Source organism: Stenotrophomonas sp. RIT309, assembly GCF_000632045.1.
GTDB lineage: Bacteria > Pseudomonadota > Gammaproteobacteria > Xanthomonadales > Xanthomonadaceae > Stenotrophomonas > Stenotrophomonas indicatrix.
The window spans coordinates 168,092-181,374 of record NZ_JFYS01000042.1 but is presented as its reverse complement, the minus strand read 5'-3'; the positions used below and the strand labels follow the sequence as shown (position 1 = coordinate 181,374).

The following is a 13,283-nucleotide window of genomic DNA, read 5'->3' as shown; positions in this document are numbered from 1 at the left end:
AGCGGCGCCCGCCGGCCCCGGTTCCGGCGGGCTTCCAATCTGGCTCCGGGTTCGGGCTAGAATCGGGAACTCACCTTCCCTTAACGTGGATGTCGTCAATGCGCCGTTATGCCCATTGCCTGATCCTGCTGACGATGCCCTTCGCGGCATCTGCCACAGCAGCGCTTGATGACAGCCGTGGCGCCTGCGTCTACTCGGCCAGCGATGCAGCCTCGCAGCGCACGCCGACCACCGCGCCGACAGCGACGGCCGCCAAGCCGGCACCGGTACGTCCGGCCGCCGCGACCAGCAGCGGCGGTGGCGGTGACGACGATGTACTGCAGCGCATCCGTGCGCCGAAGTGGCACAGCTACCTGCCGGGTATGTTCCGCTGATCAAGTCGTTGCTGCAGTGGTTGCGGCCCGCGCCGCGACCGATCGAAGACGCACACTGGAACGATGCCTGCCACCGCGCAGCGTGGTTGCGCGGCCTGGACGACGAACGGCATGCACGCCTGCGCGCGCTGACCACGCGCTTCCTGCATGAGAAGACCATCTCCCCCATCGGCGACCTGCAGCTGCAGCCGGCCGATGGCGTGCTGCTGGCCGCACTGTGCTGCCTGCCGCTGCTGGAGTTCGGCGAGGTGGGGCTGGAAGGCTGGTCGCAGCTGATCGTCTACCCCGATGCGTTCCGCGTGCATCGCAGCCATATGGACGCCGCCGGCGTACTGCATGAGTGGGATGACGAGCTGATCGGCGAGTCGTGGGACAGCGGTCCGCTGATTCTTTCGTGGGCCGATGTGCAGGCCGACCTGGCGGCACCGCATGAGGGTTACTGCGTGGCCGTGCATGAGATGGTGCACAAGCTGGATGCGCTCGACGGTGCGATGGACGGCACGCCACCGTTGCCGCGTGCGTGGCAACGCGAGTGGGCAGCTGACTTCCAGAGATCGTACGACGCGTTCTGTGCGCAGGTGGATGCCGGCGTGGAAACACGGATCGATCCGTATGCGGCCGAGGCGCCGGAAGAGTTCTTCGCGGTGGCCAGCGAGTACCACTTCTCTGCGCCGGACCTGCTGGCCGAAGCGTTGCCGGAGGTGGCTGCGCATCTGCGGCGGTTCTACGGCGAGCCGCCGGCAATGGTCGGGTGATTCATCCGTCCGCCGGGCATGCCCGGCGCTACCCGAGGGTCTACGTCGACCGGATCGGGTTGCAACGGATCGTTACGGCCCCGGCGGCAGCCGCACTTCGAAACGGGCGCCGCCCAGTTCGCTGGAGCGGGACACCTGCAGCTCGCCACGGTAGTCCTTGATCAGGTCCTGCACGATCGACAGGCCGATGCCGTGGCCCTGTACGCGCTCATCGCCGCGCACGCCACGCTGCAGCACCTTGCCGATGTCCTCCGGAGCAATACCCGGGCCATCGTCATCCACTGCCAGCAGCAGGCCGGCGCGACGCGCATTCGGCGCCGGCAACGGCTGCGCGGTCAGCAGCACGCGGCGCTTGGCCCACTTGAACGCGTTCTCCAGCAGGTTGCCCAGCAGTTCCTGCAGGTCACCCGGTTCGCCGTGGAAGCGCGCGGCCGGGTCGATGTCGAATTCGCACAGTACGCCCTTGGACGCATAGACCTTCTCCAGGCCGCGCACGATTTCCTCGGCGTTGGATTCGATCGGCAGCGGTGCCGAGAACAGCTTGTGGCCCGACGAGGCCGCGCGTGCCAGCTGGTAGGACACCAGGTTGTTCATGCGCTGCAGCTGCACGTCCAGCTCTTCGCGCAGGGCGCCATCGCCGGCGCCGCTGTCCATCTGCGTACGCAGCACCGCAATCGGCGTCTTCAGGCTGTGCGCCAGGTCGGCCAGGGTATTGCGCTGGCGTTCCAGGTTCTCACGCTCGCCCTCGATGAAGGCATTGATGCTGTCGGTCAACGGCTCCAGCTCGCGCGGGTGGCGCTCGCTCATGCGCTCGGTCTCGCCGCGCTGGACCTTGGTCAGTTCGGTGATCACCCGCCGCAACGGGCGCAGGCTCCACTGCAGGATGACGGTCTGCAGCAGCAGCAGGATCAGGCCGATGCCGCCCAGGTAGAACCAGACCCGGCTGCGGAACACGCGCAGCTGCGCACCCAGCGCGCGCGAGTCTTCCATCACGTAGATGGTGTACGGGAATTCGGTGGCCGGGTCGGCGTCGGCATCCCACACCAGGCCCAGGCCATAGCGATACACCGAGCCTTGGCTGCCGTCGATCTGGATCATCGGCAGCGGGCCTTCGAACACTTCCTGGCGCGGAGCCAGCAGGCCGCCGCCGACGGTGGGCAGCATCGGGCCTTCGGCGGACATCGAATTGCCCTTGCCGTCGGGCATGACGACCTGCAGGTACAGGCCGCTGCCGGGCACGTCGAAACGCGGATCCGGCGGCTGCTCGCGGATGTACAGCGAGCGGTCGCGGGTGAAGTCGATGCCGGCCGCATAGGCGGTGGCATAGTTCTTCAGGCGCTCGCGCAGGTTCGCCTTCGCCGTATCGGCGAAGGCGGCATCAAGCGCGTAACCGGCCAGGGCCAGGAACGCGACCAGACCCACTGACGCGGCGAACATCTGGCGCGCCTGCAGAGAGCGCGGCCGCCAGCGTCGGAAGAACCACAGACGGCCGGACATCGTTTATCGCCTGTTGAAGGCCTCAGCCCTCGTTACGCGGAATCGCGAAGCGGTAGCCACGACCGCGTACGGTCTCGATCGGCTTCAGTTCGCCATCCGGGTCCAGCTTCTTGCGCAGGCGGCCGATGAACACTTCCAGCACGTTCGAGTCACGATCGAAGTCCTGCTGGTAGATATGCTCGGTGAGGTCGGCCTTGGAGACCAGTTCACCGGCATGCATCATCAGGTACTCCAGCACCTTGTACTCGTAGCTGGTGAGGTCGACATTGCTGCCGGCCACGCTGACGGTCTGCGCTGCCAGATCCAAGGCAACCGGACCGCATTCCAGGGTCGGCTTGCTCCAGCCGGCGGCGCGGCGCAGCAGCGCGTTGACGCGGGCTAGGAGCTCTTCCACATGGAACGGCTTGACCAGGTAATCGTCGGCGCCCTGCTTCAGGCCCTCGACCTTGTCCTGCCAGCTCGAACGCGCGGTCAGGATCAGCACCGGGAACTTCTTGCCTTCGTCGCGCAGGGCCTTGATCAGCTCCATGCCCGACATCTTGGGCAGGCCAAGGTCGATGATGCCGACGTCGAACGGCACTTCGCGGCCCATGTACAGGCCTTCTTCGCCGTCCTGCGCTGCATCGACGGCAAAACCTTCGCGCTTGAGCCGGGCTGCCAGGGTCTCACGCAGCGGGGCTTCGTCTTCGACCAGAAGGATACGCATGAACTCTCCCTAGTGTGCTGGGTGCGGCCCGGAGGCCTGTGGGTACGGGTTGATAGCGACAACTATCCCTGTTCAGGGGTTATCGCCGCGTAGTGATGACATATCCGACCGCGGCGTGCGCGGCTGTGAACGTGCCGGGGCGGGGTCGTCCATGTAGCGGACCCGACCGCGGTCGTCCATGTATTTGACCCGGTTGATGTCACGACCATCGAACGGCACACGCTCGGCGCCCAGGATGTGGCCACCGGTGGTGCGCTGCACGCGGCGCACGGCATCGGACAGCGAGCGCTCGTTGCTGGCGCCACGGCCTCCACGCTCCATCATTTCTGCGCGCCCCTGTTCCCGCTGCGGGTCCTGCGCCAGCGCCGAAGACAGCGGGGCAGCCGCCAGGGCCACGCAGGTGGCCAAGGCAATACAGCGGTGGAAGGGAGCGGAAGACATCGATGCGATCCTAGCCGAGCACGGCGATTCGTTCAAAAGTCGTAAATCCGGGCACCGGAATGGAACCCGGCGTTTTACAAATCTTTTGCAAATTCTTGGTTTCGGGCAGTGAATCCGGTCTGAACTTTTCCAGATGCTCCAGACCGTTGTTCAGCTAAGTGAACATTCGGGACGAAACGGCCGCCCTTGTCAAGTCAGGAATGTGACTGACGTCACGCAGCGGCGCGATCGGCTTCGCGTTCGGTGACTGCCAGCGCCTGCTCGATCAACGTCCAGTCGGCACCGGGACGATAGGCGCCCTCGCTCAGCACTTGGCGGAATGCGCGGCCGCCGGGCTGGCCGTGGAACAGGCCGAGGATGTGGCGGGTGATGTGCTTGAGGGCCAGGCCCTCGCCCAGGCGGGCTTCGATGTACGGGCGCAGTGCGCGCAGCAGCTCGCCGCGCGGACGCAGTGGCGCGCCGGTCTGCAGCGCTTCCAGCTGATGCAGCAGGTAGGGGTCGTGGTAGGCTGCGCGACCGAGCATGACGCCATCGACGTGCGCGGCCTGCGCCTGCACCGCCTCGATGCTGGCCAGGCCACCATTGAGCACCACCGGCAGTGCCGGGCGCTCGTGCTTCAGCCGGTAGGCCCAGTCGTACTTCAACGGCGGAACCTCGCGGTTCTCCTTCGGCGACAGGCCCTTCAGCCAGGCATTGCGGGCGTGCACCACCACCATCGCGGCGCCGGCCTCGACCTGGCGGTCGACGAAACTGGCGAATACCTCGTAGTTGTCGTCTTCGTCCACGCCCAAGCGGCATTTCACCGTCACCGGGATGTCCACTGCCTCGACCATGGCCGACACGCATTCGGCCACCAGCACCGGCTCGCGCATCAGGCAGGCACCAAAGCGCCCGGCCTGCACGCGGTCGGACGGGCAGCCGCAGTTGAGGTTGACCTCGTCGTAGCCCCAATCGGCGGCGATGCGCGCGGCCTGCGCCAGCAGCGCCGGATCGCTGCCACCGAGCTGCAGTGCCAGCGGTTGTTCGCTGGCATCGAAACCGAGCAGGCGCTGGCGATCGCCATGGATGACCGCATTGGCGTGCACCATTTCGGTGTACAGCCGCGCACCCGGCGCCAGCAGGCGGTGGAACACCCGGCAATGGCGGTCGGTCCAGTCCATCATGGGCGCCACGGACAGCCGGATATCCTCAGTTTTCAACGTTTTCATGTAGTTAGCACCATATGCGGGTACACAGAAGTACCCGATTTTTCCCAATTATTCCCGGTTATTCCCATTCATATGTACCATCCGCGTACCAAGAAAAAAGTGGTACACCGGGAGCTGGTACATCGATGGCAACGCTACAACCGCGCAACGGCCGCTGGCGCGCCATTGTGCGCCGCAAGGGTCACGCAACACAGAGCAAGACCTTCCCGACCAAGACAGCCGCCAAGACCTGGGCCGACCGGATCGAACGCGAACTGGCAGACTACGAGGCCCGTGGCGGTACACCCGGCGAGGATCTGACCATCGATCAGTTGATCGATTGGCGTATCGATGACCTGGCCGCTGTGAAGGCGGCTGGCACGACTCAGACGGGCAACCTCAGCCGCTTACGCGAAAGCCTGGGCAGCATCGTGGCCACACGCCTCACCGCAAACGACGTGATCGACCACGCCCGCCGGCGGGTCCACGGCGACCACATGAACGCCAAGGGCCACATTATCCCCCCTTGCTCGGCCGCCACCATGAACGTCGAGCTGGGCTTCCTGTCCGAGCTGCTGAAACTGGCTGGACCAATGAAGGGAGTGAAGCTTGCCAGTGACCCAGTAGCCGACGCTCGGCCGGTACTGCGGCTGTTGAAGCTGGTAGCCAAATCCAAGAAGCGCGACCGACGCCCGACCGACGAAGAACTGCAGCGCCTGCATGCGTACTACGCGGCCGCGGCCTGGCGCTCAACAATCCCTATGAGCGATATCGTCACCTTCGCTATCCTCACGGCCAAGCGGGAAAGCGAAATCACCCGGCTGCTGTGGTCAGATCTGGACAGCGTGAAGCGGACGGCGATGCTCAGGGACGCAAAGCACCCCCGCGCCAAGATCGGCAACCATAGGACGTTCCCTCTGCTGGGCGAAGCCTGGGACTTGGTGCAGCGACAACCGCAGATCGCCGGCGAGAACCGGATCTTCCCCTACAACTCGAAATCCGTAGGCACGTCCTTTACCCGCGCCTGCAGCGCGCTCGGGATTGAGGATCTGTGTTTCCACGACCTGCGGCACGAAGCCACGTCGCGGCTGTTCGAGCAGGGCTACGATATCCCCGAGGTCGCCGCCGTTACCCTGCATGCATCATGGAATGAGTTGAAGCGATACACACAGCTGCGGCCTGAGTCATTGCACCGTCAGGCATCGTAAGGAACAGCCCTGGTAGGAGACCAATTAGACATGCGGCTTTACAAATTCAAAGGCGTTGCGGATGCGTTGTATGCCCTCGACATCGCCATACATGAGCGCCTCTACTGCGCAAAGTACGCCGACCTCAACGATCCTTTCGAGGGACAGTTCCGTACCATCGTGAAGCCACGCGGCGGCGACTTCAGCCTCCAGTTTGGCGCGAATTTCGGCCCCCCAGCCCGCATCGTCTACACCGATGCCGACCTCGCTCAGTTGACCGGAGGGAAGAAGGTTTGCAGCCTCACCACTGCGTGGGATGACGTGCGAATGTGGGCTCAGTACGGTGACAGCTTCCGGGGCTTGGCGTTTGAGTTCGAGGTCGATCCCGAACACCCTCAGTTGCGGCAGGTATCGTATGTCGATGAGCTGCCCAAGATCGCCACCGGGCTGCTAAGCACCAGCACAGCTGAGGACGTGCTTAGCCATAAGACCCATCATTGGTCATTTGAAGCCGAGTGGCGCTTCATCTCCGACCAAGACTACGTCCATCTGGGCGGTTGTCTACGCCGCATTCTGCTTGGGAACCGCGTTCCAACTGCCGTCCGAGAGGCAATCCTCAAGATCGCCCCTCGAGAAACCACCGTGCACCCTGTGGGCTTGGACCCTGAGGGCATCCGCATGGCGATTCGTCCAGCCTTAGAAAGACCTTGATCGAGGATTGATCTGGTCCCCTCCCTGCCGACGCCTACACGCGCCACGCACGGCCGCCGGCGGGCCCTACCCCACCCAACCGAAGGGCGGCGCGGTGTTCAACTTGGCCAGCCTGTTCGCGCGCACAACCTCCCGCCAGCGATTGATGGCTGCCACGTCCTCGCGGAGCCGTGCCTCATGCCTGGCCACCCACAGCTCAGCGCCGGCACGCCCCTGCTCATAGCTGGTGCACCGCCGGGCGGGCCCACCTGGGCCATTGCGATGACGATCCAGCAGGGCAATCCATATCCCGTCGTCAAAGCGCTGCGACATGGCGACCACCCAGACACTGTCGCAAGCGATCACGGTCAGCGGATCACCTGGCCAGCTGGCAGAGCGTGTCGTCCAGTAGAAGTCGGGGGGCAGCGGCATGGGCGGCAGGATACGGCTGGCCGTCGCAAAGGCTGCGACAACGCGACGTGCGTCCAGTGAGAGTGCAGGTGCGGTAGCAGAGATGCCAAAGCAACCTCCCGGCCCTTTAGTTGCAAAAAATCATTCGGCCACCGGGAAGTAGCAACTTCTGCAATCGACGCTCTGAATGCCTATAAATTACTTATAAATCAATTATTTATATATCCATATCAATGGCAATAATAGGGCAACCTTCGAGCAACCGCATTGCCTTTTGAGGGAGCAACTCCGACAGGATTTTTTTCCCTTAAAAATCAATGACATTACATTTTTGGGCCTTGGAAATTGCTCTGAATTAACATCTTTTGCAATCTTCCATACCCATACATATCAATGACTTACAGGGATAAACGACGGCCGATTGCAGATGTTGCCCCTTTCCGGACACCCCCCATCCCCCTAAACGGACACGCCGACGGCGCTCGCCACCCAGGGCACGTAGAAAAGCCCCCTTGCGCGCAGGGAACCGCAGGGTCGGCAGGCACTCGGACACCCCGGAGAAAGCCATACAGGGCCGCGCCGGGGGGGCTGCTGCAGGGGGTGCAGGAAAAACACCCCATGAAGTGCGCAGGCGTGGCGGGGAGACGAGTGCGCTCCGGCCCCTTGGAGCGGTGCATCGGCTAAGATCGGGCAATGACCGAACCCATTCATGTTCATGCGTTGTCGATCTTCCTAGGCCTGACGAAGGTCAAGGGCATCGGCTTCAAAACCATGAGGGATTTGGGCGGCCCGATAGGCATTGCTGAGAGGCTCGAAACGGGACATCTATTCCCGCTCGTGTCTTCACTCGCCGGGATCGAGGAGAGCGCCCTGCGTGACTTTGTACGGCAAGAAGGTAGACGATTGCTGCGGCAGCTGCGGTTAAACCGCATCGCAATCGTCACGCGCCAGGACGACCTCTATCCGCTGCCCTTCCGCCTGCTTCCAGAGGAATCGCAACCCCTCTGGCTGTTCTATCGCGGCAATCCCGAACTAGTGCAACGGCCTTCGATTGCAGTTGTGGGCACCCGCGATCCCTCAAAAGAAGGCGAGTTCCTAACCCGGTACGCAGCGTATGCCGTGAAAGAATTTGACTTGCCGCTGGTCAGCGGGCTTGCCCTAGGAGTTGATGGGCTTGCGCACGAAACAGCACTGAACGCCGCCATTTCGAACATCTCGATCTTGGGTACGGGAATACTCCGCCCCTACCCCGCTCGCAATGGCTGGCTCGCTGAGGCAATTGTCGACAACGGCGGTTTGCTCATCTCGGAGTACTTCCCGGAGGCCGACCCAGCTGCTGAGCAGTTCGTGTGGCGCAATCGTCTTCAGGCAGCTCTAGCGGCCTGCGTCGTCGCCACGCAATGGAACAAGTCTTCGGGAACTGCCCACACCATCCGATTCGCCAAGTCTTTTGGCCGCCCCAGTATCAACCTGGTACCTAACGGCCTACTCCAGCCGTTAGACCATGGCAAGGCAGACCACCTTTTCGAAGTCCCAAGCCAGCACGCCCGCTTCATGGACTGCATGCATCGCTCGATCAGCAACTGGCCGCACGGAAAGCTCGCACTTCAACCATCTCTTTTTGGATGAATCAATGGCATTGAAGCTACTGCTGGTATCAGTGACTGGTACCGTCGTTAATCCACTTCACAAAGTCGACCACCAAATCGCTAAGCAGCTTGGCGCACTGGCCGCAGAGCTTCACGCGCACGGCGTGAAAGTCGCGCTGTGGTCAAACGAAAAATGGACCTGCAATGGATTGCCGCTGGCCAAATACGTTGAGCAGTTCGCCGGCGTGCCGATCTACGCACACGGTATGGGATGGGATGGATCCCCGGCACGGCACAAGGGTGATTCAGCAGCAGGCATCTTAAAGACGCATGCTGCCAAGCGCTCCGAGACGCTCTTTCTGGGGGGCGGCGAAGGTGACATGATCGCCGGCGTTAACAATCGGCTACTCCATATTCGAAGCGATTGGTATGGTCAGACCTCTGACCATGGCTTCCAAGTACAGTCAGTGGAGGAGCTGAGGCGCTTCTGCCTCTTGTTCGGATTGCGTAAGCACAATCTGTTCTGGCGCGTGCAACACGGCAGCCTGGATGTGGCAACTGCCGGGCCGTTCTCAACCATAAAGGAAGCTTACGCCCACTTCGGATACGACGCGCGGGAAGCCGCTAAGTTTGGTGCGGGCCACCCGGATTTCTGGTTCTACATCACCATTGCATCGTTGTACTTCTCGGGGTTGATGGAGGATGTGGATTACATCTGCAGCTTCCCGGGGCACAAGGCCGGTCAGAAAAATCCGTCCGCGGACAGCATGGAGGCGATCCTCGCGCGAATGGGTCGCTGTACGCGATCAAGCTACTACCATGACCTCATCGTCCGGCACGCCGATGCACTGAAGAGCCAGCCGATCAAATCCGATGATCGACTATTCTCGACACAGATCAACTCAATCAAGCTCAACAAGAACCCCCACCGCAATCTGGCCGACGAAGCGCGGAAAAGCGCCATATCGCTGAAGGGCAAGCGGGTTCTAGTCGTGGACGATATGGTTACGTCCGGCAGAAGCTTGGAGTGCGCGCGCGCTTTCATTGAAGCTGCGGGCGGCACCGCTGTGCTGTTTGGATGGCTGAAGACCATAAACACTGCTTACCGCGAAATTTCACCGACCCTATCCGGCCTAAAGGCGTTCGCTCCCAACGCCATCGCAGCCGAGCCAAAATCTATCGGGCATTCCTACCATGACTCGATCATCGGGCCAGATGCTCCGGCCGAACTGGATGGGATTTTCAAGCGCTTCTGTTCGTGGCCCAGCTAACCCGAAATTGGGTCAGAGGAGATATCGAACGGCTCAAACCGAATCACCTCATCACCGATCCATTCGTTGATCGCGGTCATCCGCGTCTGCAGTGGCGCCAGCTCCATGGCGGACCACACCATTGCCGCCTCGCGGATCGAACCGAAGCCGCCGCTGTTCTGCGGCACGATCCCCAGCAGCTGAGGCGGGGTCCGCAGCGACGCCAGCATGTCGTCGCGGGTGACGCTCTTGATGCCGGTGAACTCATCCTTTGCCGCCACCTCGCTGACCGGGATCAGCTGCAGGCCGTCCTTCTTCCCATTCGGGGAATGCACGAACAGGTTGCGGAAATTGCCCGGCCCGCGCGACTGCCGCAGCGCCTCGCGCAGCTTCGATACATCCCCGTCCTCGGGTTGCGGATCGGTCAGGTACAGGATGAACCCGGCATGCGAACCGTTGTTGTAATACTTGCGGCGGAACAGCGTGGCCGATTCGTTGAGCAGCGCTGACTGCACCGCCGGCATCCACTCCGGTAGGCCATAGACCTCCTGATCGGGATCGGCCTCACGTAACTGGAACACCTCGCCCGGCTTGAACTCATGCTCAATTCGGCCGGCCCGCACCTGAAAGAACTCACCCGCCTCAACACCACGCCGCATGTACTGCGCCAACGGCACGGCCAGGCTGTGCGCGTTGCCGGACATAGCGCGGCGGCGCTCAACGTAGGCCATGCCGAAGGTGATGTAGTCCAGCGCCAGCTGCGCGAACGCTTCCCGGCTCAGCAACTTATGGGGGCGGAAAGTCCGCACCAGCATGTTGCGCTTGAACGTCAGCCCGCTCTGCAGGTACGGATTGGCGCGGGTGGTGCGTGACAGCCCGTGCAGATCCACCGGCGGCTCGTAGTAGCGCCCGTTGCGCCAGCATTCGAGGTAATCAAAGATGCCCCGTGATTCCAGCACCGGGGTGGGGTCGCCAAGGCGCGCGAGATCATCACAGCTCTGCAGGAGGCAGCATGACTCAGCAGCAGAAGACCCCGCCCCGGCCGCTGCCGGCGTGCCCGTCCGGCCACCCCGCTCGCTACATCCTCGACGGCCGACGACTGGAAGCACGCGGCGGTCACTTCATTGAATGCCGCTGCAGCCGCACGGCGAAATGCCCCACCTTCGACTTGGCCTGGGCGCACTGGCATAAGCAGCACGGCCTGCAGGCGGCGGTTACCTCGGCACCCGCCACTACCAGCAATGTGTTGCAGCTTGGCCTACGGTGGGCAGGTGGTGACGCATGACGCCCCACGGCTTCGGCACGTTCTGGCTGCTCTACGGCCAGTTCGGAGCAACGATGACCATCGAGCAACTGCGGACTACCTATTTCCCAACCGCGAAGCTCAAGACTATGGCCAACAAGCACACCGCCGGATTGCTGCCCCCCCGTGTGGGCGACGTGTATGACACTAGGGACGTCGCGACTTGGTGGGACGTCCGACGGGACGTGGGCCAACGATAGACAAAGAAAGAAGCCGCCTTAGCGGCGGCTTCTTCATCTTCATCGCGCGGTGCGCAGGTCTTGCTTCAGATCAGGCCAATAATCCCTGACAATTTCCTGCAAAACTGAGTAATTCTTAGAGTTGTTCTTCTGCTTGCGATGCCTGCTGGATGTCCCGCTCGACAAGATGTAAGCAGCTCCGTCCAGTGCCATCTTATTGAGAGCCTTCTCAGCGTCTTGGTGCACCGCTTCTTCGACGATCTTCAATGAGACAGAGCTGGCACCCAACGCCATGGTGTCGATGAGTAACGAGTAGATTCTTCCACTTCCGCTTCCGACGAAAGCAGTCACATGATCGTCCAGCGTCATGTCCGTCGTGTCTTCACTATCAATGTACTTAAAATCGATTACGAATTTTTTTGACTCTTCGTCATAGTCGCCTCTTACCAAGCTTGGCACGTCGTACGGAGATAGACTCATCTCGATCAGCACACTGCGAGAGTCAATCCCCGAGTATCGCCTCTTGATTTGGTTATACCTCGACTCGTCGACTTCAATCCAATCAGCGACTTCCGTATTCATAATCAAATCCTCGGTAGCAACAGCGAGAGGACACGAGCGTGCTGCTTAATTGCACTGTCGGCCTTCTTCTTATTCAGCGACTCGCTCACTGAATCCAACACCAACACCCCCCAAGGCACGCCATTAGCAAGAACCCTAACAGCCCAGTAGGAACGAGAAGATGAAAGCTTCTTGCGGAGGGACTTCACCGGAATATTGGTTTCATCTGAATATGTTTTGAACTCTTCTTCTGTACTGTTCTCAGTCAGCTTAGGAAGGTTCTCCACATGCACCCCACCCTCACTTTCCCAAGCCTTCCCCGCGAAGCCATTCTTGCAACCAGGCTTTGCGGGGTCGATCTGAAAGCAACGGACATTGGTTTTGCTGGTGTGAGCTGACCGGACAAATGGCATCAGCCACAGCGTGCCAGGGAGCCACCACAAAAGTCGCCGCTGACGACGATAGAGGGTGACTCGATGATGGTGATGGTACTGGCCAACTTGGGGACCATAGACCTCGCTCCGGAACTCATCCACCCACTTTTGCAGATCTTTCCACACCGCTGGCTCACCGATCGCCTTCTTCAAATGCTTGAGCAACCAAGCCAATAGCAAAAGGGAGGGCGAAAGCCACCAAGCATTCTCCTGCACCTTGGTCACAAGAACGGCGATAAGCGGCCCAGCCTCTCCGAGTTTTTTTGCGAGCTCTTCGGGCTTTGCCTTCAGCATCATGGCGATGATGCCAGCGGTCGCTATCGCTATGGACTGTACTTGGGTAGCTCTCTTGTACCATTCCGGACTTCTTTCACTGCGCATGCTGCAGTCCCCCCTCCCTAGGGTGCAAGTTTGGAGGCATTGAATCACGTTTGCCGAAGCTTTTGATGCGGCCAAGGTGCGGAACGACGACTTCCCGTGCACACCCACCGAATGAAGGTACCCATACTGTACCCTCTGGCCGGAAAGGCCCGTCAAATAAGGCTGTCGGTCCAGTCCATCATGGGAGCGACGGACAGGCGCAGGGAATCAGCGTAACGGGCGGTGGCGGACGTCATCGGGCGGTTGATCGTGGAGACTGGCATTGCCAGTGAGATCAATAGTTACACCGGGCGGATGAATGGCGGCGGGCAGCCGGGGATGCAGGCCGGGTTGCCGCT

Annotated in this window: 14 protein-coding genes; 6 read left to right on the top strand and 8 right to left on the bottom strand. The window is 61.6% G+C overall.

Annotated features, from left to right (window positions below; genetic code table 11):
* Positions 1 to 98: 98 nt before the first annotated feature.
* Positions 99 to 374, top strand: coding sequence for a hypothetical protein (locus tag BW38_RS02005; RefSeq protein WP_032978241.1), 276 nt, complete (start codon positions 99 to 101; stop codon positions 372 to 374).
* Positions 341 to 1,129, top strand: coding sequence for a M90 family metallopeptidase (locus tag BW38_RS02010; RefSeq protein ID WP_193600430.1), 789 nt, complete (start codon positions 341 to 343; stop codon positions 1,127 to 1,129). Before BW38_RS02005 ends, BW38_RS02010 begins: the two co-directional genes overlap by 34 nt.
* 72 nt (positions 1,130 to 1,201) lie before the next feature.
* Here BW38_RS02010 and BW38_RS02015 read toward each other — a convergent pair whose 3' ends face one another.
* From BW38_RS02015 to dusA, 4 genes are all read right to left on the bottom strand, one after another.
* Entirely contained in the window at positions 1,202 to 2,626 is a 1,425-nt protein-coding gene (locus tag BW38_RS02015; protein ID WP_032978238.1) for a sensor histidine kinase, read from the bottom strand.
* 22 nt (positions 2,627 to 2,648) lie between these two features.
* Complete coding sequence (locus BW38_RS02020; protein ID WP_004136763.1) at positions 2,649 to 3,332, bottom strand: response regulator transcription factor; 684 nt, start codon at positions 3,330 to 3,332, stop codon at positions 2,649 to 2,651.
* A gap of 72 nt (positions 3,333 to 3,404) precedes the next feature.
* Positions 3,405 to 3,773, bottom strand: coding sequence for a hypothetical protein (locus BW38_RS02025; RefSeq protein ID WP_032978236.1), 369 nt, complete (start codon positions 3,771 to 3,773; stop codon positions 3,405 to 3,407).
* Between the two features lie 212 nt (positions 3,774 to 3,985).
* Positions 3,986 to 4,981 (bottom strand): tRNA dihydrouridine(20/20a) synthase DusA, encoded by a 996-nt coding sequence (gene dusA, locus BW38_RS02030; protein ID WP_032978234.1) that lies wholly within the window; start codon positions 4,979 to 4,981, stop codon positions 3,986 to 3,988.
* 125 nt (positions 4,982 to 5,106) lie between these two features.
* On the opposite strand from dusA, the gene BW38_RS02035 reads away from it, so the two are divergent.
* Together BW38_RS02035 and BW38_RS02040 are read left to right on the top strand one after the other, a co-directional pair.
* Positions 5,107 to 6,168, top strand: coding sequence for a site-specific integrase (locus tag BW38_RS02035; protein WP_032978233.1), 1,062 nt, complete (start codon positions 5,107 to 5,109; stop codon positions 6,166 to 6,168).
* A gap of 30 nt (positions 6,169 to 6,198) precedes the next feature.
* Positions 6,199 to 6,858, top strand: coding sequence for a DUF2971 domain-containing protein (locus tag BW38_RS02040; RefSeq protein ID WP_032978230.1), 660 nt, complete (start codon positions 6,199 to 6,201; stop codon positions 6,856 to 6,858).
* Positions 6,859 to 6,924: 66 nt separating this feature from the next.
* Here BW38_RS02040 and BW38_RS21300 read toward each other — a convergent pair whose 3' ends face one another.
* Positions 6,925 to 7,269, bottom strand: coding sequence for a hypothetical protein (locus BW38_RS21300; RefSeq protein ID WP_051585153.1), 345 nt, complete (start codon positions 7,267 to 7,269; stop codon positions 6,925 to 6,927).
* Between the two features lie 672 nt (positions 7,270 to 7,941).
* On the opposite strand from BW38_RS21300, the gene BW38_RS0120990 reads away from it, so the two are divergent.
* Both BW38_RS0120990 and BW38_RS0120985 read left to right on the top strand, forming a co-directional pair.
* On the top strand, positions 7,942 to 8,877 hold the full coding sequence (locus BW38_RS0120990; RefSeq protein WP_051585151.1) for a DNA-processing protein DprA: 936 nt from the start codon (positions 7,942 to 7,944) through the stop codon (positions 8,875 to 8,877).
* Between the two features lie 4 nt (positions 8,878 to 8,881).
* Positions 8,882 to 10,108 (top strand): phosphoribosyltransferase family protein, encoded by a 1,227-nt coding sequence (locus BW38_RS0120985; RefSeq protein ID WP_051585148.1) that lies wholly within the window; start codon positions 8,882 to 8,884, stop codon positions 10,106 to 10,108.
* Here the strand turns inward: BW38_RS0120985 and BW38_RS02045 are convergent.
* The 3 genes from BW38_RS02045 to BW38_RS02060 form a co-directional block, all read right to left on the bottom strand.
* Entirely contained in the window at positions 10,105 to 11,091 is a 987-nt protein-coding gene (locus tag BW38_RS02045; RefSeq protein WP_032978346.1) for a phage portal protein, read from the bottom strand. The two genes, BW38_RS0120985 and BW38_RS02045, sit on opposite strands and share 4 nt — an antisense overlap.
* Before the next feature lie 538 nt (positions 11,092 to 11,629).
* On the bottom strand, positions 11,630 to 12,151 hold the full coding sequence (locus BW38_RS02055) for a hypothetical protein (protein WP_032978224.1): 522 nt from the start codon (positions 12,149 to 12,151) through the stop codon (positions 11,630 to 11,632).
* A 2-nt stretch (positions 12,152 to 12,153) separates the two neighbouring features.
* A complete protein-coding gene (locus tag BW38_RS02060) occupies positions 12,154 to 12,861 on the bottom strand; it encodes a hypothetical protein (RefSeq protein ID WP_032978222.1) in 708 nt (235 codons plus the stop codon).
* Positions 12,862 to 13,283 lie beyond the last annotated feature (422 nt).

Excerpts from the sequence above, each read along its gene's own strand:
- BW38_RS02005 (WP_032978241.1), top strand. The coding sequence starts at position 99 with ATGCGCCGTTATGCCCATTGCCTGATCCTGCTGACGATGCCCTTCGCG.
- BW38_RS02015 (WP_032978238.1), bottom strand. The coding sequence starts at position 2,626 with ATGTCCGGCCGTCTGTGGTTCTTCCGACGCTGGCGGCCGCGCTCTCTG.
- BW38_RS02020 (WP_004136763.1), bottom strand. The coding sequence starts at position 3,332 with ATGCGTATCCTTCTGGTCGAAGACGAAGCCCCGCTGCGTGAGACCCTG.
- BW38_RS02025 (WP_032978236.1), bottom strand. The coding sequence starts at position 3,773 with ATGTCTTCCGCTCCCTTCCACCGCTGTATTGCCTTGGCCACCTGCGTG.
- dusA (WP_032978234.1), bottom strand. The coding sequence starts at position 4,981 with ATGAAAACGTTGAAAACTGAGGATATCCGGCTGTCCGTGGCGCCCATG.
- BW38_RS02035 (WP_032978233.1), top strand. The coding sequence starts at position 5,107 with ATGGCAACGCTACAACCGCGCAACGGCCGCTGGCGCGCCATTGTGCGC.
- BW38_RS02040 (WP_032978230.1), top strand. The coding sequence starts at position 6,199 with ATGCGGCTTTACAAATTCAAAGGCGTTGCGGATGCGTTGTATGCCCTC.
- BW38_RS21300 (WP_051585153.1), bottom strand. The coding sequence starts at position 7,269 with ATGCCGCTGCCCCCCGACTTCTACTGGACGACACGCTCTGCCAGCTGG.
- BW38_RS0120990 (WP_051585151.1), top strand. The coding sequence starts at position 7,942 with ATGACCGAACCCATTCATGTTCATGCGTTGTCGATCTTCCTAGGCCTG.
- BW38_RS0120985 (WP_051585148.1), top strand. The coding sequence starts at position 8,882 with ATGGCATTGAAGCTACTGCTGGTATCAGTGACTGGTACCGTCGTTAAT.
- BW38_RS02055 (WP_032978224.1), bottom strand. The coding sequence starts at position 12,151 with ATGAATACGGAAGTCGCTGATTGGATTGAAGTCGACGAGTCGAGGTAT.
- BW38_RS02060 (WP_032978222.1), bottom strand. The coding sequence starts at position 12,861 with ATGATGCTGAAGGCAAAGCCCGAAGAGCTCGCAAAAAAACTCGGAGAG.